This is a genomic window from Flavobacterium gossypii, assembly GCF_014138495.1.
Taxonomy (GTDB): Bacteria; Bacteroidota; Bacteroidia; order Flavobacteriales; family Flavobacteriaceae; genus Flavobacterium; species Flavobacterium endophyticum.
Genome location: NZ_JACJIS010000005.1, coordinates 45,885 through 71,270, shown reverse-complemented (window position 1 = coordinate 71,270; position 25,386 = coordinate 45,885). Strand labels below are relative to the sequence as shown.

At 38.4% G+C, this 25,386-nt stretch carries 27 protein-coding genes, 3 tRNA genes and 1 pseudogene; 15 read left to right on the top strand and 16 right to left on the bottom strand.

Annotated elements, in window-relative coordinates; all coding sequences use genetic code 11:
• Positions 1 to 8: 8 nt before the first annotated feature.
• The 6 genes from GGR22_RS16675 to tgt form a co-directional block, all read right to left on the bottom strand.
• Positions 9 to 1,274, bottom strand: coding sequence for an asparagine synthetase B (locus GGR22_RS16675; RefSeq protein ID WP_121377504.1), 1,266 nt, complete (start codon positions 1,272 to 1,274; stop codon positions 9 to 11).
• Positions 1,275 to 1,359: 85 nt separating this feature from the next.
• Positions 1,360 to 2,904: a replicative DNA helicase gene (gene dnaB, locus GGR22_RS16670; RefSeq protein ID WP_121377505.1), complete on the bottom strand. Its 1,545-nt coding sequence runs from the start codon at positions 2,902 to 2,904 to the stop codon at positions 1,360 to 1,362.
• Positions 2,905 to 3,046: 142 nt separating this feature from the next.
• Complete coding sequence (locus tag GGR22_RS16665; protein ID WP_121377506.1) at positions 3,047 to 4,000, bottom strand: acetyl-CoA carboxylase carboxyltransferase subunit alpha; 954 nt, start codon at positions 3,998 to 4,000, stop codon at positions 3,047 to 3,049.
• Positions 4,001 to 4,126: 126 nt separating this feature from the next.
• Positions 4,127 to 5,026 (bottom strand): DMT family transporter, encoded by a 900-nt coding sequence (locus tag GGR22_RS16660; RefSeq protein WP_182494566.1) that lies wholly within the window; start codon positions 5,024 to 5,026, stop codon positions 4,127 to 4,129.
• Positions 5,013 to 6,089 (bottom strand): LptF/LptG family permease, encoded by a 1,077-nt coding sequence (locus GGR22_RS16655; protein WP_182494565.1) that lies wholly within the window; start codon positions 6,087 to 6,089, stop codon positions 5,013 to 5,015. The genes GGR22_RS16660 and GGR22_RS16655 overlap by 14 nt, the downstream gene beginning before the upstream one ends.
• Before the next feature lie 36 nt (positions 6,090 to 6,125).
• Entirely contained in the window at positions 6,126 to 7,256 is a 1,131-nt protein-coding gene (tgt, locus tag GGR22_RS16650; RefSeq protein WP_121377509.1) for a tRNA guanosine(34) transglycosylase Tgt, read from the bottom strand.
• Between the two features lie 240 nt (positions 7,257 to 7,496).
• Here tgt and GGR22_RS16645 point away from each other — a divergent pair, with 240 nt between their 5' ends.
• The 3 genes from GGR22_RS16645 (at position 7,497) to GGR22_RS16635 (ending at position 10,676) form a co-directional block, all read left to right on the top strand.
• Positions 7,497 to 8,672, top strand: a complete 1,176-nt coding sequence (locus tag GGR22_RS16645; protein WP_182494564.1) for a tetratricopeptide repeat protein — start codon at positions 7,497 to 7,499, stop codon at positions 8,670 to 8,672.
• A 126-nt stretch (positions 8,673 to 8,798) separates the two neighbouring features.
• On the top strand, positions 8,799 to 9,650 hold the full coding sequence (locus GGR22_RS16640; RefSeq protein ID WP_182494563.1) for a transketolase: 852 nt from the start codon (positions 8,799 to 8,801) through the stop codon (positions 9,648 to 9,650).
• A gap of 72 nt (positions 9,651 to 9,722) precedes the next feature.
• On the top strand, positions 9,723 to 10,676 hold the full coding sequence (locus tag GGR22_RS16635; protein WP_182494562.1) for a transketolase family protein: 954 nt from the start codon (positions 9,723 to 9,725) through the stop codon (positions 10,674 to 10,676).
• A 62-nt stretch (positions 10,677 to 10,738) separates the two neighbouring features.
• On the opposite strand, the gene GGR22_RS16630 is transcribed toward GGR22_RS16635, so the two are convergent.
• The gene (locus tag GGR22_RS16630) at positions 10,739 to 11,701 is read right to left on the bottom strand and encodes an FKBP-type peptidyl-prolyl cis-trans isomerase (protein ID WP_121377512.1); all 963 of its coding nucleotides are present in this window, start codon (positions 11,699 to 11,701) and stop codon (positions 10,739 to 10,741) included.
• 78 nt (positions 11,702 to 11,779) lie between these two features.
• Between GGR22_RS16630 and GGR22_RS16625 the strand changes: the two genes are divergently transcribed.
• Complete coding sequence (locus tag GGR22_RS16625; RefSeq protein ID WP_121377513.1) at positions 11,780 to 12,166, top strand: RNA-binding S4 domain-containing protein; 387 nt, start codon at positions 11,780 to 11,782, stop codon at positions 12,164 to 12,166.
• Between the two features lie 86 nt (positions 12,167 to 12,252).
• A complete protein-coding gene (locus GGR22_RS16620) occupies positions 12,253 to 12,750 on the top strand; it encodes a phosphoribosyltransferase family protein (RefSeq protein ID WP_121377514.1) in 498 nt (165 codons plus the stop codon).
• Here GGR22_RS16620 and GGR22_RS16615 read toward each other — a convergent pair.
• Positions 12,742 to 13,260 (bottom strand): shikimate kinase, encoded by a 519-nt coding sequence (locus GGR22_RS16615; protein WP_182494561.1) that lies wholly within the window; start codon positions 13,258 to 13,260, stop codon positions 12,742 to 12,744. The genes GGR22_RS16620 and GGR22_RS16615 overlap by 9 nt on opposite strands.
• A 126-nt stretch (positions 13,261 to 13,386) precedes the next feature.
• On the opposite strand from GGR22_RS16615, the gene GGR22_RS16610 reads away from it, so the two are divergent.
• The 5 genes from GGR22_RS16610 (at position 13,387) to GGR22_RS16590 (ending at position 15,319) form a co-directional block, all read left to right on the top strand.
• A tRNA-Lys gene (locus GGR22_RS16610) sits at positions 13,387 to 13,459 on the top strand.
• Positions 13,460 to 13,489: 30 nt separating this feature from the next.
• Positions 13,490 to 13,562, top strand: a tRNA-Lys gene (locus tag GGR22_RS16605).
• Between the two features lie 39 nt (positions 13,563 to 13,601).
• Positions 13,602 to 13,684 (top strand) — tRNA-Leu (locus tag GGR22_RS16600).
• 187 nt (positions 13,685 to 13,871) lie between these two features.
• Positions 13,872 to 14,837 (top strand): DUF4421 family protein, encoded by a 966-nt coding sequence (locus GGR22_RS16595; RefSeq protein ID WP_182494560.1) that lies wholly within the window; start codon positions 13,872 to 13,874, stop codon positions 14,835 to 14,837.
• A 77-nt stretch (positions 14,838 to 14,914) separates the two neighbouring features.
• On the top strand, positions 14,915 to 15,319 hold the full coding sequence (locus tag GGR22_RS16590) for a hypothetical protein (protein WP_182494559.1): 405 nt from the start codon (positions 14,915 to 14,917) through the stop codon (positions 15,317 to 15,319).
• A 53-nt stretch (positions 15,320 to 15,372) separates the two neighbouring features.
• Here the strand turns inward: GGR22_RS16590 and GGR22_RS16585 are convergent, their stop codons facing one another.
• The 3 genes and pseudogenes from GGR22_RS16585 to GGR22_RS16575 all read right to left on the bottom strand — a co-directional run.
• On the bottom strand, positions 15,373 to 16,578 hold the full coding sequence (locus tag GGR22_RS16585) for an MFS transporter (RefSeq protein WP_182494558.1): 1,206 nt from the start codon (positions 16,576 to 16,578) through the stop codon (positions 15,373 to 15,375).
• A 64-nt stretch (positions 16,579 to 16,642) separates the two neighbouring features.
• On the bottom strand, positions 16,643 to 16,921 hold the full coding sequence (locus tag GGR22_RS16580) for an ArsR/SmtB family transcription factor (protein WP_245982631.1): 279 nt from the start codon (positions 16,919 to 16,921) through the stop codon (positions 16,643 to 16,645).
• A gap of 147 nt (positions 16,922 to 17,068) precedes the next feature.
• A pseudogene (locus GGR22_RS16575) lies at positions 17,069 to 17,221 on the bottom strand (Lrp/AsnC ligand binding domain-containing protein); the annotation flags it as partial.
• A gap of 202 nt (positions 17,222 to 17,423) precedes the next feature.
• Between GGR22_RS16575 and GGR22_RS16570 the strand changes: the two are divergent.
• Genes GGR22_RS16570 through GGR22_RS16555 form a run of 4 tightly spaced genes read left to right on the top strand, consistent with a single transcriptional unit; the run spans position 17,424 to position 21,172 of the window.
• Entirely contained in the window at positions 17,424 to 18,323 is a 900-nt protein-coding gene (locus GGR22_RS16570) for a MerR family transcriptional regulator (protein ID WP_182494556.1), read from the top strand.
• A gap of 54 nt (positions 18,324 to 18,377) precedes the next feature.
• Positions 18,378 to 19,841 (top strand): phytoene desaturase family protein, encoded by a 1,464-nt coding sequence (locus GGR22_RS16565; RefSeq protein ID WP_182494555.1) that lies wholly within the window; start codon positions 18,378 to 18,380, stop codon positions 19,839 to 19,841.
• Between the two features lie 21 nt (positions 19,842 to 19,862).
• Positions 19,863 to 20,702, top strand: a complete 840-nt coding sequence (locus GGR22_RS16560; RefSeq protein WP_182494554.1) for a phytoene/squalene synthase family protein — start codon at positions 19,863 to 19,865, stop codon at positions 20,700 to 20,702.
• A gap of 11 nt (positions 20,703 to 20,713) precedes the next feature.
• Positions 20,714 to 21,172, top strand: coding sequence for a sterol desaturase family protein (locus tag GGR22_RS16555; RefSeq protein WP_182494553.1), 459 nt, complete (start codon positions 20,714 to 20,716; stop codon positions 21,170 to 21,172).
• Positions 21,173 to 21,224: 52 nt separating this feature from the next.
• Here GGR22_RS16555 and GGR22_RS16550 read toward each other — a convergent pair whose 3' ends face one another.
• Genes GGR22_RS16550 through GGR22_RS16530 form a run of 5 tightly spaced genes read right to left on the bottom strand, consistent with a single transcriptional unit; the run spans position 21,225 to position 23,776 of the window.
• Positions 21,225 to 21,758, bottom strand: coding sequence for a DUF4252 domain-containing protein (locus tag GGR22_RS16550; RefSeq protein ID WP_182494552.1), 534 nt, complete (start codon positions 21,756 to 21,758; stop codon positions 21,225 to 21,227).
• Between the two features lie 7 nt (positions 21,759 to 21,765).
• A complete protein-coding gene (locus GGR22_RS16545; protein WP_121377525.1) occupies positions 21,766 to 22,308 on the bottom strand; it encodes a DUF4252 domain-containing protein in 543 nt (180 codons plus the stop codon).
• 34 nt (positions 22,309 to 22,342) lie between these two features.
• Positions 22,343 to 22,822 (bottom strand): DUF4252 domain-containing protein, encoded by a 480-nt coding sequence (locus tag GGR22_RS16540; protein ID WP_182494551.1) that lies wholly within the window; start codon positions 22,820 to 22,822, stop codon positions 22,343 to 22,345.
• Between the two features lie 5 nt (positions 22,823 to 22,827).
• A complete protein-coding gene (locus tag GGR22_RS16535; protein WP_121377527.1) occupies positions 22,828 to 23,280 on the bottom strand; it encodes a hypothetical protein in 453 nt (150 codons plus the stop codon).
• Entirely contained in the window at positions 23,267 to 23,776 is a 510-nt protein-coding gene (locus GGR22_RS16530) for an RNA polymerase sigma factor (RefSeq protein ID WP_121377528.1), read from the bottom strand. Before GGR22_RS16530 ends, GGR22_RS16535 begins: the two co-directional genes overlap by 14 nt.
• Positions 23,777 to 23,911: 135 nt before the next feature.
• Between GGR22_RS16530 and GGR22_RS16525 the strand changes: the two genes are divergently transcribed.
• Positions 23,912 to 25,366, top strand: coding sequence for a S41 family peptidase (locus GGR22_RS16525; RefSeq protein ID WP_182494550.1), 1,455 nt, complete (start codon positions 23,912 to 23,914; stop codon positions 25,364 to 25,366).
• The last annotated feature ends 20 nt before the right edge of the window (positions 25,367 to 25,386 follow it).

Genomic DNA, 25,386 nt, shown 5'->3' with positions numbered 1-25,386 from the left:
TTCTCTGACTAGGTTTTTAGCTTTTTCTTCCTAGCCGCAGGAAAGAGTACATTGTTAAGTATAAGCCTATAGCCAGGAGAATTAGGATGAAGGTCTAAAACGGTAGGAGCATCGCCTACTCTATGCTGATAATCTTCTGGATCGTGTCCGCCAAAATAGGTAAACATTCCTTTTCCTTTCGTGCCATGGATGTATCTTGCTTCATTATTCACTTTGTTTTCGCCCATGACCAAAACGCTAGACTTAATCCTGTCGCTGTCAAAAGAAGTCGTCTGTCCCATAAATCCTTTGATTAATTGCGTATGGTTTTGGCAGAGCATGCTCGGAATCGGGTCCCATTTTGCAGAATAATCCATTAAAGTGAAATAATCCTTCTCGGGCATGATGTTTCTTTTCTGCGTCATGTCGATATCCGAAAACTCATAAACAATAGGGTTTCTTTCCAAAATATAATCCTTAAACGCAAAGCTATTATTGTAGTCGATTTTAGACTGGTAGTTTCCTTCGCTTTCGTCACCGTCAAACATCGGCTCGCAAATATCGACGCCTTCTGCGGCTAAGGCGATATCAAAACTGTCGGTTGCAGAACACATGGCAAACATGAATCCACCGCCAATCACAAAATCACGTATCTTTTTTGCCACAGCTAATTTTTCTTCGGATACTTTACTGTAGCCTAATTTTTTGGCTAATTCTTCAGCTTCTTTTTTCTGCTCGATGTACCAAGGCGCATTTCTATAGGCTCCAAAAAACTTACCGTATTGTCCTGTAAAATCTTCATGGTGCAAGTGAAGCCAGTCGTATAAAAGCAAACCATCTGATAAAACCTCTTCATCATAAATCGCTGTAAAAGGAATTTCGGCATAGGTCAAGACCAAGGTAACGGCATCATCCCAAGGCTGTTTGCCTTTTGGCGTATATACGGCAATCTTCGGGGCTTTTTCTAAAACTACCGTTTCCATATTTTGGGAAGGACTGCTGATTTCATCTAAAATCTGGTTCGCCTGTCCGTCCGAAAGCAGTTCAAAACTAACGCCGCGAATCTGGCATTCTTTTCGTATTTCTGGCGCATCGGGCAAAAGGAAAGAACCGCCTCTGTAATTCAATAGCCAGCTCACTTTATAGTGCTTATCTAATGACCAATAGGTAATTCCGTAGGCTTTTAAATGATTCTGTTGCGACGATTCGTCCATCGGAAGCAAAATAAAAGAAGCCCATGAAGGCATGGAAATCAAGAGCAATAGAAGTGTATGGAATAGTTTTCTAAAAGGCATTCTAAACTTTTTATTTCAAAGATAACGGTTTTTGAGAAAGTAAATTATAAAAAAATCCGCCCAAATGAGCGGATTCTGATTTTATCTAGAATGGAACATCGCTGTCATCGTCAACGCTGTTCATATTGCTGCCGAAAGCATCGTTAGCCGATGGCAGATTTTTTGTCAAAAATGGATTGTCTTGCATGTTCATTTTGGAAGGCAGATCATCAAAGCTGGTTCCGTATTCGTCAAGGTTATCGAACTTACCGAGATTTCCGATGAATTTCAGCCTTACGTTTTCCAAACTACCATTTCTGTGTTTCGCAATGATAAATTCGGCTTGGCCCTCTGTTGGCGAGTGTTCATCATCATCCCATTCATCAATTTTATAGTATTCCGGACGGTAGATAAACGAAACGATATCCGCATCCTGCTCAATCGCACCCGACTCCCTAAGATCCGAAAGCAACGGCCTTTTACTCGAACCACGTGTCTCTACCGCACGCGAAAGCTGTGACAGTGCAATCACAGGAACGTTAAGCTCCTTTGCTAATGCTTTCAGGTTTCGAGAAATGGTAGAAATCTCTTGTTCACGGTTTCCTCCACCTTTTCCATTACCGCCTGCTGTCATCAGCTGAAGGTAATCGACAATGATAAGCTTGATTCCGTATTGCGAAGCTAAACGACGTGCCTTCGCTCTTAAATCAAAAATGGAAAGCGACGGCGTATCATCAATATACAAGGGTGCTTTTTCAAGGTTTTTTACCTTGATACTCAACTGCTCCCATTCGTGTTTTTCTAATTTTCCAGTACGAAGCTTTTCGGAAGAAAGTCCGGTTTCGGAAGAAATCAGACGGGTAATTAGCTGTACAGAGGACATCTCTAGAGAGAACAAAGCGACAGCATGTCCGAAATCAATCGCAATGTTTCTTGCCATCGACAATACGAAAGCGGTCTTACCCATACCCGGACGTGCTGCGATAATAATCAAATCACTCGGCTGCCATCCAGAAGTTACTTTGTCTAGTTTTTCAAAGCCGGTAGCAACACCGCTCAGACCTTCCTTATTTGCAATTTCTTCGATTCTTTTCTTTGCTTGAATCACCAAGCTTTGTGCCGTTTCGGAACTTCTTTTGATGTTTCCTTGCGTTACTTCGTATAATTTGGATTCGGCTTTATCAAGCAAATCAAAAACGTCTGTCGTTTCATCATAGGATTCTTCGATAATTTCAGAAGAAATCTTGATCAAGCTTCGTTGGATAAACTTTTGGAGAATAATCCTCGAGTGAAACTCGATATGTGCTGAAGACGAAATTTTTTGCGTAAGCTGAATCAAGTAAAAATCACCGCCAGACAAATCCAGTTTTGCACTCTTTTTAAGTTGTGCTGAGACTGTTAATAAGTCAATCGGCTGTGAATCGTTGAAAAGCTGTACAATAGCTTCAAAAATATACTTGTGGGCTTCTTTGTAAAAGGCATCTGGCTGGAGAATATCGATCACCTCATCCACCCCTTTTTTATCAATCATCATCGCGCCCAAGACAGCTTCCTCCAAGTCGAGCGCTTGCGGCGGGAGCTTTCCTTTTTCGAGATTGATTATAGTAGTTTTGTCTACTTTAATCGGGTTTATATTTCTGAGATTTTCCATAATGCGAATGTAACTAAAAATTAAAAAAAAATGCCCTCGACTTGTTAGTTACCGTATGTTTATAAGTATTAAAATTGTGTTGATAACCAAAAAAAAATCCGAAACCACGGGGCTTCGGATTTAGTTCTTCTTTTCGTAAGGTTTACTCTTTAAATTCGCCCATTTTGCTGTATTTATCCATTCTTTGGGATACTAATTCAGCTGTTGATAAGTCTTTTAATTCGTTATATCCTTTCAATATGTATTTTTCTACTGATTTGAACGTGGTATCTCTATCATAGTGAGCGCCGCCTAGCGGTTCTGGAATGATATCGTCGATCAGCTTTTGTTTTTTCATGTCAAATGAAGTCAGTTTTAATGCTTCAGCTGCTTGTTCTTTGTATTCCCAGCTTCTCCATAAGATGGAAGAACAGGATTCTGGAGAAATAACAGAGTACCATGTATTTTCTAACATGTATACTTTATCACCCACGCCTATTCCTAATGCACCACCTGAAGCTCCTTCTCCAACAATCACAGTGATGATTGGAACTTTCAAACGAATCATTTCAAGGATGTTTCTTGCAATAGCTTCTCCTTGGCCTCTTTCTTCGGCTTCTAAACCTGGATAAGCTCCCGGAGTATCTACCAAAGTCACTACAGGAATTCCGAATTTCTCTGCCATTTTCATCAAACGCAACGCTTTACGGTAACCTTCTGGGTTTGCCATACCAAAATTACGGTACTGGCGTGTTTTGGTATTGTATCCTTTTTGCTGTCCGACAATCATGAACGACTGTCCACCAATTTTACCCAAACCACCAATCATCGCCTTGTCGTCTTTGAAATTTCTGTCTCCAAAAAGTTCTAAGAAACTGTCTCCACACAATGCATTCACATGATCCATTGTATATGGGCGACTCGGATGCCTTGACAACTGTACACGCTGCCAAGCGGTTAAGTTTTTATATATATTTTTCTTAGTTTCTTCTAGTTTTTTCTCAATCTGCTTGCAAGTATTCGATACGTCAATGTCTGATTCTTGACCAATTACTTGGCATTTGTCTAACTGGTCTTCAAGTTCTTTTATAGGGAGCTCAAAATCTAAATATTCCATAGGACTTGTGCATTTTTAGTTTGGTTCGAACTGCAAAGATAGAATTTTCATTTAAGAACGAAAGCTTATTTAGAAAAGATTTAAAGCCTTATGGTCTTAAAAAACAAACTTCAAAGAAACCTGCTATTAATCAACTTGCAGTGATTTTTTTGACTTATAATTCTTTAGGATACCGTTCAATATTACGGTTGCCAAGATAATGAGGGCACCGATATAAAAAGCAGGGCTCATCTTTTCTTTGTCTCCTAAAATAAAATAGGCAAGCATGATTCCGTAAACCGGTTCCATGTTGGTCGTAAGCATGACAGTATAGGGAGTAAGCTTTTTCATTACGTTTACGGATGCTGTAAAAGCATAAGCCGTACATACTGAAGAAAGAATCAGCAGCAAAATCCAGTCGTTTAGTGAAACCGTAAAAAATTCTGGCGTAAACTTTCTTCCATATAACAGATAGAGGGATACAAAAAAGACGCCTGCAAAAAATTCGTAAAGGGTAATTACAGACGGGTCATATTCGCGAATTAATTTTCCGTTAAAAAGCGTAAACATGACGCCTAAGAAAACTGAAATCAGTGCATACACCATTCCTAAAATATATCGGGTCTCGACCTGCATGATCATCAAAAGTCCGCCGATGATTATCAATCCGAAGAAAACTTCATACCAAAGCATTTTTCTATTGAAGAAGATCGGTTCTAATATTGAAGCGAAAAATGCGCCTGTTGAAAATACTGCCAGCGTAATAGAAACATTGGAGACATTTATTGCTTTAAAGAAGAAAATCCAATGTAGAGCAATCAGCAAGCCAACGCCAATCAACTGGAAAAACGATTTGCGAGGAATGCGCCAAGGCTTTTTGGTGATAAGTACGTATAGGAGCATAAAGATTCCGGCCATCAGCATTCTGTACCAGACAACCGATTCTTCTTTTACCGTAATCAGTTCGCCAAGAATTGCCGTGAATCCCCAGATAAAAACAATCAGATGTAGATTTAGATAGCTTTTTAGGTTGTTATCTTTTTGCATTCCGAAGCAGGTATATAGCTAAAATTCCAAAAACAAAGTTAGGAAGCCAAACGGCTATAAAAGGTGGTATGCTTGATTTTTCAGCTAACGTTCCGAAAATCTTATCAAAAAAGATAAAGGTAAAGGCGAGTCCAATTCCGATAGCAAGGTTCATTCCCATTCCGCCTCTTCTTTTCATAGAAGATACGGCTACGGCAATAACCGTCAGAATAAATGCGGACACGGGAAGGCTGTATTTTTTATACAATACCACGAGATAGGTATTTATATTGGAAGAACCTCTTTCTCTTTCTTTATTGATAAAATCATTCAATTCGCCTACAGTAAGCGTTTCCGCGATATAGATTACAGGAGTCAGATCTTCTAAATCAAATTTAAAAACCGTGTCTTTTTTTGCCGCGGTTTCTAATCTATCGTCTGTTGTACCCAAAGTTCTTTTTACATAATTATACATCGAATACGTGCTATCTTTTTCATTATAGTGTATACGACTAGCATTGATACTAAAATCAAGCTTGTTGTCTTTGAATTTCTTCAGCGAGAAATCGAAAGCGGTTTTTGAATTGATGTTGAAATTACTGACATAAATAAACTCGCCTGGACTGATTTCTCTGTATACATTCGATGTTTCTCTCGTTTTATTGTTGCCTTTTAAATAAGTATACCTAAAATCATTAAACCCTTGGCTTGCCTTGGGCACGATAAAAAATCCCATAAGTAAGGCCAAGACCGAGATAATCGTAGCACCAATAATATAAGGACGTAAGAATCGGCTAAATGAAATTCCCGAACTTAATATAGCAATAATTTCCGTATTGTTAGCTAGTTTTGAAGTAAACCAAATCACTGATAGGAACAAGAAAATCGGAAAAAGGAGATTGGCAAAATAAATCGTGAAATTCAGATAATAAAACGCAACTTCAACAAATGGCACTTTGTTCTGAAGAATCTTATTAATCTTTTCAGATACGTCGATAACAATCCCGATCGGAATAAACAGAAACAGCATCACAAAAAATGTGGCTAAATATCTTTTAAGGATATATTTGTCAATTATCTTCATTCTTCTTGTAGATAGTTAGTTTAGTTTGGCTGTCAATTACAGCCTTTGATCCATCTGCTTCACCATCATTTCTTTCCAAACTCGGAAATCTCCTGCTAAGATATGCTTTCTTGCTTCACGAACCAACCACATGTAAAAACCTAAGTTATGGATAGTGGCAATCTGTTTTCCAAGATATTCGTTTGCGGCAAAAAGGTGGCGTAGATACGCTTTTGTATATTCAGTATCGACAAAAGTATGTCCCATTTCATCAAGCGGAGAGAAATCATCTTCCCACTTTTTATTTTTTATATTAATTGTGCCATGTGCTGTAAACAACATTCCGTTTCTAGCATTTCTGGTCGGCATCACGCAATCGAACATATCGATCCCGAGCGCAATATTTTCTAAAATATTAATAGGAGTACCCACTCCCATCAAATATCTCGGTTTGTCTTTTGGCAAAATTTCTGTAACGACTTCGGTCATTGCATACATTTCTTCGGCTGGCTCTCCTACAGAAAGCCCTCCTATCGCATTTCCTTGCGCTCCGGCATTTGCGATATATTCTGCCGACTGCTGACGTAAATCCTTATAGGTACTTCCTTGTACGATTGGAAAAAATGTCTGCTCATACCCATACTTATAAGGAAGCTTGTCTAAATGATTAATACATCTGTCAAGCCATCTGTGGGTCATATGCATAGAGCGTTGAGCGTAACGGTAGTCGCATGGATAAGGCGTACATTCGTCAAAAGCCATGATAATGTCTGCACCGATTGTCCTTTGGATTTCCATGACATTCTCCGGCGTGAAAACATGATACGAACCGTCGATATGAGATTTGAACTTTACACCTTCTTCTTTTATTTTTCTGTTAGAAGAAAGCGAATATACTTGGTAGCCTCCTGAATCGGTCAAGATATTGCGGTCCCAGTTCATGAATTTATGGAGCCCTCCCGCTTTTTCAAGAATCTGTGTTTGAGGTCTCAAATAGAGGTGATAGGTATTTCCTAAAATAATATCAGGATTGATATCGTTTTTCAGTTCTCTCTGGTGTACGCCTTTTACGGAAGCAACCGTCCCAACTGGCATAAAAATAGGCGTTTCGATAACGCCGTGATCCGTAGTTATTTTCCCGGCTCTTGCCTTTGAATTCGGATCATTTTGTAATAGTTCAAATTTCATTCTTTTCTCTTTATCCCAAACTTTCGGGAGGCAAAGATAATTTATTTACAATTTATCATTTTAGATTTATGATTTAATTTAACATCATATCCTAGAGCCATTCTGTTTTCACAAAAAAATGTTTACTTTCAGTTTTTTAAGTTCCAAAAGAGCATTTGTCTTGAGAAAAAATTTATTGCTATTTTTAGACCCGAATGTGATACCCCCAAAAGCATTTCCCCTGCCAAATCCTGATAGACAATGAAAACACAATTGATGGCTGAATTGCTTGCTATACTTCTAATAACAAGGCCTTTGCTCACGGTCTTTCATGAGCTAGGCCACGCAATTCCCGCCATTTTGATGACGCGCGAACGTGCTACGATATTCCTCGGTTCCTATGGCGATACTGAACAGAGTTTTAGATTCGCTGTCGGCAAGCTGGAAATCTGGATCAAATACAATCTTTTTAAATGGAAAGGCGGCCTTTGTGTTCCGCATGCCAGTAATATCTCCATCAACAAAAAAATCATCTATACCTTAACAGGCCCGCTTGCTTCTCTCTCTATTGGGATAGTTTCCTGTTATATGGCTTTTGCCCTCAAGCTCACTGATTTCATGTCTTTTCTTTTCTTGGTCTTCTTGTTGCTTTCAATTTTTGATTTCCTAAAAAATATTATTCCCAGCAGGCGTTCCATAGTCCTCCATGATGGAAGAATCGGTCACAACGACGGCACTTCGCTCGTACGTCTTTTTCGACACAAAAGATTTCCCAAACAATATTTTGAGGCTATAGCTTTATACAACCAAAAACAATACAAAGAAGCAGCTTTTCTTTTTGATTCACTTCTCTCCAGCGGCCTACAAGACCAGGACACCTATCGTTGGGCTATTTATTGCCATCTCCTGTTAAAAGACTATTTTAAAGCCAAAGTTTATTTTTCTGAATTCAAGAAGCGCTTTACGATGAACTCCGAAGACTATTCCAATCTTGGCCTTATTTATTCGCACTATGAAAATCATGAAAAGGCAATGAAATTCTACGCCAAATCATTAAAGCTGAATCCTATGAACAGCTATTCGTTAAACAATAAAGGCTATACTTTAAATATTTTAGAAAAATACGAAGAAGCGATTGCTTTCTTTGATAAAGCACTTGAAATCGACAAATCTTTTGCCTATTCCTATAACAATAGGGGACTTTCTAAAATCAAATTGGGGCGTATCGAAGAAGGGCTTCACGACCTCAATCTCTCTTTTGAACTTGACCCTTACAATTCTTATTATTTTCGGAATCTTGGCATTTACCATCAGGACAAAGGCGAATACGGAAAGGCTTTGAAATTATTTCTAAAAAGCAGGTCACTTGACCGCTATACACATAATATAGACCTGTTGATTGCCGAGGCCAAAGATTACCTGAGCCGAAAAATTTAGAAAATAATATTTCTGTACTTTTCGCTCCCATAACTCTTGACAACTTTCTGAAAATCTGAAAATTCAAACCTCAAAAAATCCAAATATCTGATTATCTTTGCGCCAGTTTAAATTTATCACATAAGAATGAAACCTAACACACAACAATTAAACAACTTAACTATTCAAGTGCGAAGAGATATTCTTCGAATGGTTCATGCTGTAAACTCTGGACATCCGGGCGGTTCGCTAGGATGTACTGAATTTCTCGTAGCACTTTATCAAAATTTAATGGAGCGCAAGCCAGGTTTCGACATGGATGGGAAAGGCGAAGACATCTTCTTTTTGTCAAATGGCCACATTTCACCTGTTTTCTACAGCGTTTTAGCTAGAAGCGGTTATTTTCCTGTAGCTGAATTGGCTACTTTCCGCCACATTAACTCGCGCCTTCAAGGCCACCCTACTACGCATGAAGGGCTGCCAGGAATCCGCATGGCTTCTGGGTCTTTAGGACAAGGAATGTCTGTTGCAATTGGAGCGGCGTTGACGAAAAAACTAAATAAAGATTCACATTTGGTTTACAGTCTTCATGGTGATGGCGAATTGCAAGAAGGTCAAAACTGGGAAGCTATGATGTATGCTTCTGCTTATAAAGTTGACAACTACATTGCTACAATTGACTTAAACGGAAAACAAATTGACGGACCAACCGACGAGGTCTTGAACATGGGAAGCATCAGAGCTAAATTTGAAGCTTTTGGATGGGATGTTCTAGAAATCGAAAAAGGAAATGATATCGAGGCAATAATTGCCGGAATGACAGATGCAAAATCAAGAACAGGAAAAGGAAAACCAGTTTGCGTATTGCTTCACACCGAAATGGGTAATGGTGTAGATTATATGATGTACAGCCACGCTTGGCACGGAAAAGCTCCAAATGACGAACAGCTGGCAACTGCCTTGGCTCAAAATTATTGTGAAGGCGAAAGCGACTATTAAAAAGCAGTAAGCTAAGCAACTAGCCTTATGCTTATTGCCACAGCTATTATTGCGTATATCAAAAAGACAAAAATGAAAAAATATACAAATACAGGAAATAAAGATACTCGTTCTGGTTTTGGAGCGGGATTGACCGAATTGGGTCAAAAAAACGAAAATGTTGTGGCGCTTTGTGCCGACTTGATCGGTTCTTTGAAAATGGACGATTTCAAAAAGAATCATCCAGAGCGTTTCTTTCAAGTAGGTATTGCTGAAGCGAACATGATTGGAATCGCGGCAGGAATGACAATTGGCGGGAAAATTCCTTTTACCGGAACATTCGCTAACTTTTCTACAGGAAGAGTTTATGACCAAATCCGTCAATCTGTTGCTTATTCAGATAAAAATGTAAAAATCTGTGCTTCACACGCAGGCTTGACTTTAGGTGAAGACGGTGCAACACACCAGATCCTTGAAGACATCGGACTGATGAAAATGCTGCCTGGCATGACTGTAATCAATACTTGCGATTTCAACCAAACTAAAGCGGCTACTATTGCAATTGCAGAGCATCACGGACCAGTCTATCTACGTTTCGGACGTCCATCTGTTCCAAATTTTACTCCTGAAAACGGAACTTTCGAAATCGGAAAGGCAGTATTGCTTAACGAAGGAACTGATGTAACAATTGTGGCTACCGGACATCTAGTTTGGGAAGCATTGGTTGCTGCTGAAGCGTTAGAAGCTAAAGGAATTTCGGCGGAAGTAATCAACATCCACACGATTAAGCCTCTTGATGAAGAAGCTATCTTAAAATCAATCGCTAAGACAAAATGTATCGTGACTGCTGAAGAGCATAACATGCTTGGCGGATTAGGCGAAAGTGTAGCAAGAGTTTTGTCGTTAAACTATCCTGCACCGCAAGAATTTGTTGCCGTAAATGACAGCTTTGGCGAATCGGGAACACCAGATCAACTGATGCAGAAATACAAGCTTAACAATCAAGCTATTGTTGAAGCTGCTGAAAGAGTAATTAAAAGAAAATAATATTCTTCATAATAAAAAAAATCCCGCTCAATGAGCGGGATTTTTTTTATTTAACTTTTATCTTATTCGCAGCTAGGATCTAAATATCTTTTTAAACCTCCTGTCGTTCCCGCACAATTTGGTATCAGATCAAACGGATACAAATTACCAAAACTATCTTTTATTTCTGTCCTTGTCCTTGTACCGTCGCCATCATCATCAACATCTAAAAAGTCAGGTATACCATCACCGTCTGTATCATCATCGTAATAATTACCATTGCCGTTCAAATCTTCTAGATAAGACAAAATTCCGTCGCCATCAGCATCCGTATATTTTACAGAATGCAGATTTAAATTAAACACTAGAGGGGAATATGCTTGAACAGAAGAACCCGATGGAGGGCTGTTATAATAACCTAGTCCAGAAGGAATAAACAGAAGCCCTACTCCATAATCTGTCAACAAAGTACCTCCAGGATTTGAAGGATCATCGATTGCATTTCCTGTCTTAAATTCTGTCATCAAGTTTCTCCATCCAGAAACCACTCGTTCTTGAGAAAGCCAAATCGGATTCGGTCTGTAATCAAACTGAGTACCATCTAAAAGATGTCCTTTATAAGTAACCAATGTAGAATCTAGCAATCGCGCAGGCTGGCCAACACCTTCTCTTATTTTTATATAATACAATTTATATTCAACCGGATCTTCAATAAGCTTTCCTACTATAGGATCGGCAGTGCTGTAAGTTCTTAAATCGTTTTTCACCATTTTAAATTGCAACGGATACTCTGTCTGATTCCAAATAGAAACTTGTGACCCTCCTTCTGGAATTGCGGTAATGGCTGGAATTGGATTGTTATTAGCATCTGTAGTAACTGTCAGATAATGCGTTTTCAGATAACTCTCTATATCCGCAATGTCTGATGCATATTGTGTAGCTCTGTCTCTAGGCGGGACAACGCTTGCGGAATCATCATCCTTTTTACAAGAGAAAAGTACTGTACTTGAAACTATAGCTATAAAAAAAAGCTTAATTCTGGTCATTATTATTGAATTTAGAGGCGCAAGATACAATTTTGATTTATTTTTGTAAATAAATTAACTTAGATTTTAAGTTTTAGTATGAGAGTAGATAAATACTTATGGTGCATTCGATATTACAAGACGCGCAATATGGTAACCGAGGCTTGCAAAAAGAACCACATTACAGTAAACGGACAGGTCGCCAAACCTTCCAAAGAAGTATTTCCGACAGACAAGATTACCTTCAGGAAAGACCAAATCACACACACGATAACCGTGCTCGATATTCCCCAAAACCGCGTTGGCGCCAAGCTGGTTGATATGTATAGAAAAGATGAAACCCCAATCGAATCATTCCAGCATCTAGAGCTTTTAAAGCTATCTAAAGAACATTATAGAAAACATGGCGAAGGAAGGCCAACTAAAAAAGACCGCAGGGATCTGGAAGACTTTAGCTTGGATTTCGAAGAAGACGAAACAGAATAGCATTTAACCTTTAGATGATATATAAATCTACCTTCAATCGCCTAAAGAAACAAACCGTTTTTTATCTTTGGAAAAAATAAATCAAAATGAGCAAAAATATAATTCTTAACAATCAAGAAATAGAACACAAAATCCTAAGAATCGCTTATCAGATATACGAAACTTTTGTGGATGAAGAAGAAATTGTTATTGCCGGAATTGCTAAAAACGGCTACATTTTTGCCGAAAAGATTGCTCAGAAAGTCAACCAAATAGCCGATCTAAAAGTATCGCTATGCGAAGTCTATATCGACAAACAAAATCCTCATAACGAAATCACCACTTCTCTAGAAAAAAAGCAGTACGAAAACAAAGGGCTTGTTCTTGTTGACGATGTGCTTAACTCTGGAACTACATTGGCCTATGGCGTAAAGCATTTTTTGGACGTTCCTTTGAAAAAATTCAAAACCGCCGTACTTGTAGACCGAAACCATAAAAAATATCCCGTGAAAGCCGATTTCAAGGGAATTTCGCTATCTACTTCCTTACAAGAGCACGTTCAGGTTGTTTTTGAAGATACAGAAGATTATGCTTACTTAAGCTAAAATCTTTGAAATAGCTGAAACAACCTCTTCAGGAGATTGATTATCGACAACCACGACATGCGTCGCTTGATTGTAGTAATAGCTTCGGTCAAAAAGATGCTTGGCAATATACTCCTTCATTTCTTCTTTTTCCTGCTCTGCTATAAGCGGACGATTATCTTTAATAGAAAGCAACCTGCTAAAAAGCGTCTCAATCGAAGCTTTTAGGTAAAAAGAAATTATATTGCTTCCATTAAGCATTTCGTGGTTATTGGCATAACAAGGAGTTCCGCCGCCTAAGCTCAATATCATCTGTTCATCAGAAGAGATTAATTCTTTAAATATTTGGTGCTCCAGCTTCCGAAAATAGATTTCTCCTTTCTGGTCGAATATATTTTTTACAGACATTCCAACCCTTTCTTCGATGATTTTGTCTAAATCGCAAACCCTGATTTGAGTTTTTTCAGACAGCAAATTGGCAATTGTTGACTTTCCAGAACCCATATAACCCAATAAAATAATTTTTGTCATCGAAATAAATCCTTATAAATTAAGGCATTATGAAAGATTATTAAAAAAAGACAAATTTAAAACAAATTTGCTTTGAAAAATAAATAATAAGGCCTTATATTTGCACCCGCATTCAAGAAATTAAATGACTCGATAGCTCAGTCGGTAGAGCACATCACTTTTAATGATGGGGTCCTGGGTTCGAGCCCCAGTCGGGTCACAAAATGACTTTAGATTTCTTGAATGTAATGACTCGATAGCTCAGTCGGTAGAGCACATCACTTTTAATGATGGGGTCCTGGGTTCGAGCCCCAGTCGGGTCACAAAAAGTCGAACAGCAGTGTTTGGCTTTTTTTGTTTTAGGCCACGTGGAGAAACGGTAGACTTGCCATCTTGAGGGGGTGGTGCTCGTAAGGGCGTGTGGGTTCAAATCCCACCGTGGTCACATCTAGGACAAATCAGAATTCTTCTGGTTTGTCCTTTTTTATGTTGCTAATTGGATGGCTCCTACTTTTCATTTAAGACTAAAATAGTACGCTACATTCTACTCCAACAAAGTAGCATTTCTTACATTTATGAAGATTTTTTCTCACAACAAATAATCAAGACAACAAATCTACGTTTACTACTACATGAAGCTGCATTTTCTTCTTTTCTTGGTTTTTAAGATGCCTTGCTTATGTAGCGGACAGCGCGACAGTACTTATATCAAGCCTTACGAGCATAAATTTTCGGTAATGACTTATCTTGCAAAGAATTTCCTTTCGATGGAACAGCAGACGGGTACCGAAGAATCTAAAAGATTCATGCCGAATAATCCGCCCAATATCGGATTAGGGTTTTCCTTGAATAACACTATTGTCAATGTAAGCTACGGCCAAGGTTTCAATTTTATGAGAGAGAAAGATAAAGGAAAAACCAAGGCATTAGATCTTCAAATTCATAATTATGGAAAAAAAATCATCATCGATGTCTTTATTCAAAAATACCGAGGATTTTATACTGCAGATGATGACGGCAACAACATCGAGCTCTACCCTGACCTGAAAATCCAGCAATATGGTGCGTATGGACAATATGTTTTCAATAACAAAAAATTCTCTTATAAAGCCGCTTTTAACCAAAGTGAAAAACAATTGAAATCGGCCGGAAGCTTTCTGATTGGTGGTGGCGTTTATTTTACAAAAATTGAGTCGGACAGCTCCTTCGTCCACAAAGAAAAAAATTCATTGCGGAATTTCCAGTTTGGTGTAAGCGGCGGCTACGCCTATCTATGGGCAATCAACAATAAATGGTTTGCCAGTGCTTCTACTACCGTTGGAATCAACGTAGGATCCGAAAGACTAAATACTTTCGGCAAGCGGAAAATAGAAGCTTATCCAACGCTATTTCCGCGAATTGCTGTAGGATATAATAAAGAAGACTGGTCTATCGGATTATCCTACGTCAGTAATGCCATATTTTCTGCTTTCTCGGATAATAAAAATTCGAATGTAGGCTTATACTCAGGAAATTTTAAGCTATCGTATATCTTGAGGCTGGATTCGTTTGATTTCTTCGGCAAGAAAAAGCCTGAAAAGATTTCCGATCAACAATAATCTAACTCCCATTCTCTATGTAAAAGCTGACACTATTTTGCTTAATTTGGTGGATTGCTAACATTTATAAAAATTCTATGAAAAACATTTTTAGATTAACTTTAAGCATGATAGTACTTTTTACGATCATAAGCTGCGAAAAAAAAGCAACAGGACCTGAATTAGACGGAACATGGGAACTCAGGCATGTAGCAGGAATACAAGTTCGAGGAGTAGATCCTAATTTTAAGCCCGGCAATGGGAACTCTTTCAAGTTTGACGGACAGAATTTCGAAAAATACAGCGATGGCAAAAAAGTACTCAGTGGCAGTTTTACCGTTACGCCTGAAAAGGATGTACCTGTAAATAACCGCAAGGCCAACTACAGTATTAAATTCAACAACGAAGAAAAGCTATATATGCTTTTATCTGAGAATAAATTCATTTTATTCGACGGAGTTATTGCCGCCGATGGTACCGAATCTACTTTTGAAAAGCAATAGTGCAATAACAAAAAAGGCCTCGTTTGAGGCTTTTTTATATCTAGTTTAGAACATTATTCACAAGAAACTGCTTGAACAGGCTCTGGTTTTAGTTCTTCTGTTTCTTCTGCTTCAATTGTTTTTTGTTTCTTATCTAGCGTAATAAAAGTAAATCCGAATGCCAATAAAAGCAACGGCACGCTTAGCCAGATCACTTCATGGATGCCATATCGTGCAATAATAAAACCACCTAGTAAAGCTCCTAATGTAATACCCGCATTAAAGAAAGAAGGCATCAAACTGTTTACGCTTTCGAGTGCTTGTTGAGGAACGCCGTCTATGATATGGATATTAGCCGACAAAAAGCCGCCCGTGTGTATGAAACCCCACACAGAAATAATAATAACCATTGGAACAAAAGCGCCGCCAAACTGGTAGGCTAGTAAATGGATAGCTATCAAAGAAAGTAAAAACAATCGGTTTGTCAGCGCTACGTTTTTGCTGAGCGCGATTCCCATAAGCCAATTCCCTACTATACCCGTAACTCCAAAAACCAAGAGCATGATGCTGATTTCAGTACCGTTCATGTGCGAAATCTTGTTCATATATTCTGCCAAGTAACCATACGTTGCAAACATTCCTGCTACTATAATTAGCGACGTGAAAAGCTTGAACCAAACTTGTGGCTTGTCTAATACTTTTACTTGGTTTTCTGCAGATGGCTTCTCTTCTACTGGCATGGATGGCACAAAAAGCGCCAAGGCAGCAAAAGCAACGAGATTAATGATTCCAGCTAAAATAAAGGAAGCTCTCCAATCAAACAAATCAGCCATATAAGTCGTTATCGGCACACCTAACACAGTCGCTACACTAAGACCCGCCATAACTACCGAAATTGCTTTCGGCGCATCTTTAGGTCCTGCTTGTTTTGCGGCGGCCGACATGGATACGGCCCAAAAAACAGGATGCAAGAAAGCAGGCACAATACGGGCAATCATCAACATCGTGAAATTAGGAGAAATGGCTGAGAGCAAGTTAGAAATTACGAATATCGCCAAAACAGCACACATAATTGTTTTGCGGTTTATCTTCGCTGTTAGCATTGTCGTAAAAGGACCAGCTACGGCTACTGTCAATGCAAAAGCGCTTAAAAGCCAGCCAGCAGTATCAATAGAAACTTGAAATTCTTTCGCCAGCGTAGGCAAGATTCCAATCACGCCAAATTCAGTAGTAATTATCCCGAAGGCTCCCAGAGCCATTATATAAATCGATTTATTCATTAATTCAAATATTTAAATGTTTCTATTAATATAAAGTAAAAAAATCATTAATTTTAGGATAATCCTATCCTTTAAGACTACTAAGACATGCGATATAATCGTCAAGTACTTTTTGGTTCAGCGAATATTTGAGGTTTCGTCCTTCTTTTTCAGGGATAAGAAGGTCCGCTTCGACCAATTGTTTTAGGTGATGGGAAACAGAAGGCTGCGTGAGATCCAACAAATCGTTAACCTCAGCGCAATAAAGACCTTCATGCTTTTTCTTTACTTGCTGTAAAATAGCAATTCGGCTTGTATCGCTCAAGGCTTTGGATATCTTCTCTATTTTTTTGTTGTCCATCATATATTAATTTATGCAATCACAAGTATAAGTCTTGTGATAAAAAGAACAGGACAAAAGTACATAAACATATAGAAACATATAAATATTTATATGGATAAATCTGATTTCAATATCAGCAATTTCTATATTGAAGCTCTTTCTCTTTATTTACAAGCAGTTGATTACCGGACTTTCCTTTATGCTCCTAATCACAAAAGCACTCTTTATATTTGAAATAATTTCAAGCTTGGAGATTTTATGAACAGCGAAATTTTGATAATCTTCCATGTCATCCAATAAAAGTTTTAATAAGAAATCATAAGAATGGCTGTGGGGTCGCATGTGACTGCCGACGCAAGAGATTCGAGCTTAAGATTCCGCAAGAAGAAATTGACGCGAATCCAAACATTACGAATGCTGTTAACAGCAACAGATAAACTACTTTGCTGAAGATTATAAAAACGCAATCTACTCTTTAGGTTGCGTTTTTTTATTATTTTTGTTTAACAAACCATCAAAAACAATGAACAGCATTAAAAGTGTTTTCAGCATCAAAGACTTGGAGAATTTATCAGGCATTAAAGCCCATACCATAAGGATTTGGGAGAAAAGATATAATATTCTGGAACCGATGAGGACTACTACAAACATTCGTTTGTATGATGTTGAAAATCTCCAGAAGCTGCTCAATATTACGTTATTGCATAGCCACGGGTATAAGATTTCTAAAATATCTAAATTCCCGCCTGAAAAAATTCCACAGCTGGTACAAGAAATTGTTTCTGACAAAAGCGCAAAAAACCATGCAATCAATGCTTTTAAAATGGCAATGATGAATTTTGACCAGACTTTATTTTTTACGACATATAACAAGTTGCTTTTCGAAAAATCATTCCGCGAAGTCTTCACCGAAATCTTCATTCCGTTGATGAATGAGATTGGGATTCTTTGGCAAACCGGAACGATTACGCCTTCACATGAGCATTTTATATCCTACCTTATTCGGCAGAAACTGTTGAGCAGTATCGAGCAGCTTCAGATTTTAGAACCCGCCAAAAAAGACAAGGTCTTTATACTGTATCTTCCACAAAACGAAATCCATGAGCTTGGACTGATCTATCTCAATTATGAAATCCTTTTCCATGGATACAAGACCATTTACCTCGGACAGTCAATTCCAATCGAAAATTTAAAAGACCTGACCAATCTTTTTGACACTACCGTTTTTGTTAGCTATTGGACGGTCTTTCCCGAAATTGAAGAAACGGCCAGCTATATAAAAACAATACAGGAAGAAATTTTAACTGATAAGAAATCCGAGCTATGGATTTTAGGAAAATTGGCCAAGTATATTCCTGCACAAAACCTCACCTCCCAAATATCCGTATACTTTAGTATGCAGGAAGTCTTAAACAAACTATAATTATTTCTTAAAGCTACAATTTTGTTTATCAATTTTATATATTTGTTAAACAATATGCATAAAGATATCAAGATTATCGGTTCTGGTTTTTCTGCCTTAGCAGCCTCTTGCTATTTGGCAAAACAAGGCCATACGGTTACCATTTATGAAAAGAATGCGACTATTGGTGGACGAGCAAGGCAATTAAAAAAAGAAGGTTTCACATTTGATATAGGTCCTACTTGGTATTGGATGCCTGATGTTTTTGAGCGGTTCTTTGCTGATTTCGGCAAAAAACCATCCGATTATTATGAGCTTACAAAGCTGTCGCCGGCGTATCGCGTTTATTTCGGAATCAAGGATTTTGTGACCATAGCAGACAATCTCGAAGAAATAGCCGCTACGTTTGAAACGATTGAAAAAGGAAGCGCAAAACAATTGAGAAGCTTTATGGCAAAAGCCCAAAGCAATTATGATATCGCCATAAAAGATCTCGTTTATCGCCCAGGGGTTTCGCCTTTGGAATTGATTACGCCCGAAACGGCAAAAAAAATAGGACAGTTCTTTGGAAACATCTCGAAAGACATTCGGAAACGGTTCAAAAACAAAAAGCTGATCCAGATACTGGAATTTCCGGTATTGTTTTTAGGAGCCAAGCCGTCGGATACGCCTTCTTTCTACAGCTTTATGAATTTTGCTGATTTCGGTTTGGGAACTTGGCATCCGAAAAACGGAATGTATTCGGTAATCTTGGCCATGAAAAAGCTGGCTGAAGAACTCGATGTCGAAATAAATACGAGCTGTACGATTGAAAAGATTATCGTTGAAAAAGGAAAAGCCCAAGGGCTGATTATCAATGGAGAGAAAATAGCAGCAGATATCATCTTAAGCGGCGCCGATTACCATCATACTGAAACGTTGCTAGATGAAAAAGACCGTGCCTATACAGAAGACTATTGGGCTAAAAAGACTTTTGCTCCTTCTTCGCTCCTGTTTTATGTAGGTTTTGATAAGAAAATAGAAAACGTTGAACACCATACGCTGTTTTTCGATGTAGATTTCGACAGGCATGCCGAAGCAATATATGATAATCCGAAATGGCCTGACGAGCCGTTGTTTTACGCCAGCTTTCCGTCAAAAACCGATGCGGAAGCAGCGCCTGTAGGAAAAGAAGCAGGAATATTTTTGATTCCGTTAGCCCCAGGAATTGAAGATAGCGAAGAATTGAGAGCAACTTATTTCGAGAAAATCATGGACCGTTTTGAAAAATTGACGGAACAAAATGTCAGAAAAAGTGTTATATTTAAGGAATCCTTTTGTGTCAATGATTTTATAAAGGAATACAATTCATATAAAGGAAATGCTTACGGATTGGCGAATACGCTTTTTCAGACCGCATTTTTACGCCCAAAACTAAAAAGCCGAAAAGTAAAGAACCTATATTTTACCGGACAGCTTACCGTTCCAGGCCCAGGAGTTCCTCCTGCATTGATTTCGGGGAAATTAGTTTCTGAATTGATTGATAAGAATACAGTATAAAATTGCAAACCACCACCACTCATGAAAGCTATTTTTGACATCATTTCTTTTGAATGCAGCAGGAACGTAACCAAGTCTTACAGTACTTCTTTCGCTACGGCCGTAAAGATGCTTTCGCCTACAATCCGTCAGGACATCTACAATATTTATGGTTTCGTGCGTTTTGCCGATGAAATCGTAGACAGCTTCCATGAGTACGACAAGAATACGCTGTTTGATTTATTCGAAAAAGATCTTTTTCGAGCCTTAGCAGACGGTATCAGCCTGAATCCGGTGCTGAATTCCTTTCAGCATACCGTAAAAAAATACGATATTCCCGTAGACTTAATCAGGGCTTTTTTAGAAAGTATGAAATTGGATCTGGTAAAGACAGAATACAAAACCGTTCAAGAATACGAGGAATACATTTACGGTTCTGCTGATGTCGTGGGATTGATGTGCCTTAAGGTTTTTGTAAAAGGCGACACGGCCAAATACGAAGAGCTGAAACAGAGTGCTATGAAATTAGGTTCTGCTTTCCAAAAAGTCAATTTCCTTAGAGACCTGAAAGCTGATTTTGAGAATCTGAGCCGTACCTATTTTCCGAATACAAACCTCAACAGGCTTGATGAAGCTTCAAAAAACCAGATCATTGCTGATATCGAAAATGATTTCAAATCCGGCTATGAAGGAATCACAAAATTGCCTTTAGAAGCAAAACTCGGAGTATATACGGCCTACGTCTATTACAAAAAGCTATTGCAGAAGCTAAAGAAAACACCGTCGGCTGAGATAAAAAATGCGCGGATTCGTGTTCCAGATTATGAAAAATTAGGCCTTTTCGCTAAATGTTATTTCAGTTATAAGTTGAATATCATATAAAAGATTTAGTTATGTGGATTCATATATTCGTTTTCATCCTTACTTTCTGCTTCATGGAATTCATGGCATGGTTTAGCCATAAATATATTATGCATGGCTTTCTTTGGAATCTCCATGCCGACCATCACAAAAAAGATCATGATTCTTGGTTTGAACGGAATGATGCTTTTTTTATCATCTATGCGGTAATCAGCATCATCTTTTTTCTGCTTTGGCAAAACAACATCCTAGAGATTGGATTGGCTATCGGATTGGGCATTTTTGCGTATGGGTGTGCTTATTTCTTGGTACATGATATTTTTATCCACCAAAGGTTCAAGCTGTTCAGGAATGCCAACAACAGCTATGCAAGAGCCGTGAGAAGGGCGCACAAAATGCACCACAAACATATCGGCAAAGAAGAAGGAGAATGTTTTGGCATGCTCATAGTTCCCTTTAAATATTTCAAGCAAGAGTTTCGTAAAAAATAAAAAAGCGACCAGATTTTGATCGCTTTTTTCATTAACTAACTACTAACCTAATTTAATTGGGCACCATCTTTTGCAATGGCTTTAGTTGCTCGATGTCCAGATCTGCTTTCTTTAGTACAGAAAGCATTGTCATGATAGACGTCGGTGTCATGTTATCTCCAAGAACCCTCACTACCGCAAAGCCAGCATCATTTTTATTTGCAAAAAGGACAAACTCGTCAATCGCATCGTCTTTGCCGACAAAATAAACGGCACCGCCTTCTTTCCCAGAATTGACTTTAATCAGTTCCTGGTACTTTTCGTTTTTCAAGATGCCTTTGATTTTGGTACGTTCAGTCTCGAATTTAGCCGGATTCTTTTCATCCGCCTTGAAAGCCAAAATGTTCATCTTTTTCAAAGTCTCAAGTGCCGCATTTTCTTCAGCAGATACTTTTGCTTTATTCAACTTTAGTATATCTGTCGTAAGATCAAGAGCAATAAAGTCTTTCGATTCGGTATTCTCTACAAAATATTGCTGCAATGTTGGCTCTGAGTTGCAGCTTGCCAACAGGAGGCATAAAACTGTAAGTAGTGAAAATCTTTTCATAGTCTGATTATTTTGGACCTTTCGATCCTTTTGGTCCTTTAGAACCTTTTAATCCTTTTTTTAGGGCATCTCCGCCAGGAAGATTGTCTGTCAATGCCGAAACATCATTAAGGTCGAAATCTCCTTTCAAGGACATCAAGACAGTTTCATCTTTGCCTCCGCCTTCTATAAACATCAGCAGTTCCTTAACTTTGGTCGCGCTTCCGCCTGATTTGACATAAATCCTGATGTTTTTGCCACCGTCGTTTACTCTCATGAGCTCTTCCAGCGCAGCAGATTTAAGATACTTGCTTGAAGTCAGTTTCATATCAGAAGTTATTTTCGGGCTCGATGTCACGAAGACCCTCAAATTATCAAGCTTTTTGACAAGGCTCATGTATTGCTGCGCCTCTTTGTCGTTGGACTTGACACTTCCCATCATTTCAAACATTTTTTTGTTTACGATAACTGCTGTCACTTCATCGAGCCCATCATACTTATCGAAAGCTGACTGCGCAAAAAACACGGACGGCATTAATGCTAGGACTACTGTTATTAAAAACTTCTTCATTTTAGTTGTATTTACTTATTTTGTATGCACTTTTTTATTTAGACAGACCGTCTAAGTTGCTCAAGTCGATATCTCCAGTCAGCGAAATTAAGACAGTTTCATCACCTTTCCTATCGCCGCCTTCTATAAACATAAGCAATTCTTTTACTTTAGAGGATGAATTGCCTGATTTCATATAAATCTGCACATTCTTTCCTTTGTCATTCACTCGTACTAATTCTTCCAAAGATTCTTTTTTTCTGTAGGCATCAAAAGCTGTTTTCATTTCTGCTGCTTTTTTGATGCTTGAAGTCGAGAACATTTTGAAATTATCAATCTTGTCAGCCATCTTCATGTATTTTGCCACTTCTTTTTCTTTCACGTCGGTCTTGATTTCTCCAAGCATCTCGAATGCTTTTTTATTCACGACTACAGATGTAATGTCATCTTGACCGTCGAATTTATCAAATGCAGATTGTCCAAAAAATAAGGCTGGAACTAAGGCTAATGCTAGGGTAACTATAAATTTTGTCATTTTTTCTAATTTTTAAATATTAAATCTTTTGAATCTTGGTACTCTTTAACGTATTGCATGCTTTCAACGCCTACATTCACGTTCTTTGACAACAGGTTCAGTGCTTTTTGGGTTTCCTCAAATGCCTTTTCAGGATCATTATAGGTACCTAAATCTTCACTTTGATTGATGCTTCGATTGTAGAATGTAAACATTCCCAGCAAAATCACAACAGATGCTGCAATAGAAAGCCACGCCACTTTTTGTGTCTTAGATTTTAGTGGAATCTTTTGCTCAAACTTTTGCTCTTTCGCTGAAGAGAAATAGCCAAACATTGCCTTATACTGTTCCAGATGCTGCGCAACATCTGCAGACGAAAAATAAAGTTTTAATTCATTTTCCTCGGCAATAGAGGTTTCTCCCTCAAAGTATTTTTCTAATAATAATTCTATTCTGTTTTCTTTTCTATCCAATTCCATAACTGTGTGTTTTTGTCATAAATTCTCTAATCGTCTTCCTTGCTCTTGAAAGCGCAACTCGCACTGCGGTTTCATTCATATCCATCATTTTGGCAATTTCTTCAAATTCATATTGTTCAATATCCCGAAACTGAACGATCATCCTTTGCTGTTCGGGCAGCTCGTTGATAATCTTTTCGACCCAGGTTAAGCTGTCTGAATCTTCAAGCTGTTGCTGCATCAAGGGCTGCCGGTCTGTAAAATTATTATGTACGATCTGCAGGTTTCCGGCTCTTTTTGATTTCAATTGGTCTAAGCAATAATTTTTTGTAATTGTCATGGCAAAGGCTTCAACGCTGTTGTATTTGTCCAATCCCTGTTTCTTATCCCAAAGCTTGACCAAAACTTCTTGTGTCGCATCTTCAGCTTCTTCTGTGCTAACGAGCAATCGCTTTGCCAGCCTAAAGACTTTATCCTTAAAAGGAGCTATAAGATTTACAAACTCAACTTGGTTCATTGTGACGTTTTAATTGGTCGGTTATATAATCAAGACGAAGCACTTTATTTTTTGTTACAATAAAAATTGAAAATAAGACTAAAACCTCTAAATTTACGTTAATAAAAATTACGACCTCTATAAGATACCGTATTTATGAAAAAGAAATTCAGCCTTGCAATCCTTTTATTCATTGGGATTTCTACCTTTTTTGCCTGTCAAGATGACCTTGACGACATCGAAGTTCCAACCGAATTAAAAATTAACGATTTTATCTGGAAAGGATTAAATTTATATTATTACTGGCAAGCAGATGTACCGGATTTGTCGGATAGCCGATTTGCCAATCAAGGCGAATTAAATGCTTTTCTTTATAATCACGAATCGCCAGAAGATTTGTTCTACGGCTTGCTGAACAATTATCCTACGACAGACCGATTCAGCGTCATTTTTAGTGATTATACCGTTTTAGAAGGCGTCTTGACCGGAAATACATCCAACAACGGAGTCGATTACCAATTATTAAGAAAATCAGAAGGCTCTAACGAAGTTTTCGGCTGGGTACGTTATATCATTCCAAACTCCGATGCGGCTTCTAAAGACATTCGCCGCGGCGATATCTTCTACGCCGTGAACGGAACTCCGCTGACCGTTTCTAATTATAGAGATTTGCTTGCCGATCAGACCTACACTTTAAATCTGGCGGATTATGACGGCGGAAACATCACGCCAAATTCGCGTTCGGTGGCCTTGACAAAGACTACTATTGCAGAAAATCCGATCTTGATCAATAAAGTCCTTACCTATGACACGCATAAAATAGGCTACCTATTATATAATGGTTTTTATGGGGAATACGACACAAACCTGAATGCTGCATTCGGACAGTTTAGAACCGAAGGCGTAACCGATTTGGTTTTAGACCTACGTTATAATTCTGGAGGCGCTGTCAAATCTGCGGCCTATCTTGCCAGCATGATTACGGGACAATTTAACGGACAGGTTTTTGCAAAACAGCAATGGAATGCCAAAATCGAAGATTACTTTGCCGATAATGACCCAGAGCAGTTGATCAACCGATTCTCAAACAGTATCGGAAATAGCCCGATCAACAGCTTGAATCTTACTAAAGTATATGTGCTGACTTCTAAAAGCACGGCTTCGGCGAGCGAATTGGTTATCAACGGACTGAAGTCGCACATCGAGGTTGTACAAATCGGCGATGTAACGACTGGAAAAAATGTAGGTTCGGTTACCTTATATGATTCGCCATCCTTTGGAAAACAAGGACGTACTAATCGCCATAAATATGCCATGCAGCCCATCTGCTTTAAGATTGTAAACTCGACTGGATTCGGCGATTACCAAAACGGACTGACTCCAACAACTCCATTCGTTGAAAATCTTGGAAACTTAGGAGTGCTTGGCGATGCGACAGAACCTCTTTTGAGTACAGCTATTGCTCAAATTACAGGCGTTGGCAGAAGAACCATGCAGCATCCGGATAAAGTTTACGAACACTTTAAAGATAGGAAGTCGATGCAGCGCTTCGGTACTGAAATGTATATCGACAAAGTTCCGGATGGAATCACAGACTTCTTTAAATTCTAAATTCATCATTTATACCAAAT

Excerpts from the sequence above, each read along its gene's own strand:
- GGR22_RS16675 (WP_121377504.1), bottom strand. The coding sequence starts at position 1,274 with ATGCCTTTTAGAAAACTATTCCATACACTTCTATTGCTCTTGATTTCC.
- dnaB (WP_121377505.1), bottom strand. The coding sequence starts at position 2,904 with ATGGAAAATCTCAGAAATATAAACCCGATTAAAGTAGACAAAACTACT.
- GGR22_RS16665 (WP_121377506.1), bottom strand. The coding sequence starts at position 4,000 with ATGGAATATTTAGATTTTGAGCTCCCTATAAAAGAACTTGAAGACCAG.
- GGR22_RS16660 (WP_182494566.1), bottom strand. The coding sequence starts at position 5,026 with ATGCAAAAAGATAACAACCTAAAAAGCTATCTAAATCTACATCTGATT.
- GGR22_RS16655 (WP_182494565.1), bottom strand. The coding sequence starts at position 6,089 with ATGAAGATAATTGACAAATATATCCTTAAAAGATATTTAGCCACATTT.
- tgt (WP_121377509.1), bottom strand. The coding sequence starts at position 7,256 with ATGAAATTTGAACTATTACAAAATGATCCGAATTCAAAGGCAAGAGCC.
- GGR22_RS16645 (WP_182494564.1), top strand. The coding sequence starts at position 7,497 with ATGAAAACACAATTGATGGCTGAATTGCTTGCTATACTTCTAATAACA.
- GGR22_RS16640 (WP_182494563.1), top strand. The coding sequence starts at position 8,799 with ATGAAACCTAACACACAACAATTAAACAACTTAACTATTCAAGTGCGA.
- GGR22_RS16635 (WP_182494562.1), top strand. The coding sequence starts at position 9,723 with ATGAAAAAATATACAAATACAGGAAATAAAGATACTCGTTCTGGTTTT.
- GGR22_RS16630 (WP_121377512.1), bottom strand. The coding sequence starts at position 11,701 with ATGACCAGAATTAAGCTTTTTTTTATAGCTATAGTTTCAAGTACAGTA.
- GGR22_RS16625 (WP_121377513.1), top strand. The coding sequence starts at position 11,780 with ATGAGAGTAGATAAATACTTATGGTGCATTCGATATTACAAGACGCGC.
- GGR22_RS16620 (WP_121377514.1), top strand. The coding sequence starts at position 12,253 with ATGAGCAAAAATATAATTCTTAACAATCAAGAAATAGAACACAAAATC.
- GGR22_RS16615 (WP_182494561.1), bottom strand. The coding sequence starts at position 13,260 with ATGACAAAAATTATTTTATTGGGTTATATGGGTTCTGGAAAGTCAACA.
- GGR22_RS16595 (WP_182494560.1), top strand. The coding sequence starts at position 13,872 with ATGAAGCTGCATTTTCTTCTTTTCTTGGTTTTTAAGATGCCTTGCTTA.
- GGR22_RS16590 (WP_182494559.1), top strand. The coding sequence starts at position 14,915 with ATGAAAAACATTTTTAGATTAACTTTAAGCATGATAGTACTTTTTACG.
- GGR22_RS16585 (WP_182494558.1), bottom strand. The coding sequence starts at position 16,578 with ATGAATAAATCGATTTATATAATGGCTCTGGGAGCCTTCGGGATAATT.
- GGR22_RS16580 (WP_245982631.1), bottom strand. The coding sequence starts at position 16,921 with ATGATGGACAACAAAAAAATAGAGAAGATATCCAAAGCCTTGAGCGAT.
- GGR22_RS16570 (WP_182494556.1), top strand. The coding sequence starts at position 17,424 with ATGAACAGCATTAAAAGTGTTTTCAGCATCAAAGACTTGGAGAATTTA.
- GGR22_RS16565 (WP_182494555.1), top strand. The coding sequence starts at position 18,378 with ATGCATAAAGATATCAAGATTATCGGTTCTGGTTTTTCTGCCTTAGCA.
- GGR22_RS16560 (WP_182494554.1), top strand. The coding sequence starts at position 19,863 with ATGAAAGCTATTTTTGACATCATTTCTTTTGAATGCAGCAGGAACGTA.
- GGR22_RS16555 (WP_182494553.1), top strand. The coding sequence starts at position 20,714 with ATGTGGATTCATATATTCGTTTTCATCCTTACTTTCTGCTTCATGGAA.
- GGR22_RS16550 (WP_182494552.1), bottom strand. The coding sequence starts at position 21,758 with ATGAAAAGATTTTCACTACTTACAGTTTTATGCCTCCTGTTGGCAAGC.
- GGR22_RS16545 (WP_121377525.1), bottom strand. The coding sequence starts at position 22,308 with ATGAAGAAGTTTTTAATAACAGTAGTCCTAGCATTAATGCCGTCCGTG.
- GGR22_RS16540 (WP_182494551.1), bottom strand. The coding sequence starts at position 22,822 with ATGACAAAATTTATAGTTACCCTAGCATTAGCCTTAGTTCCAGCCTTA.
- GGR22_RS16535 (WP_121377527.1), bottom strand. The coding sequence starts at position 23,280 with ATGGAATTGGATAGAAAAGAAAACAGAATAGAATTATTATTAGAAAAA.
- GGR22_RS16530 (WP_121377528.1), bottom strand. The coding sequence starts at position 23,776 with ATGAACCAAGTTGAGTTTGTAAATCTTATAGCTCCTTTTAAGGATAAA.
- GGR22_RS16525 (WP_182494550.1), top strand. The coding sequence starts at position 23,912 with ATGAAAAAGAAATTCAGCCTTGCAATCCTTTTATTCATTGGGATTTCT.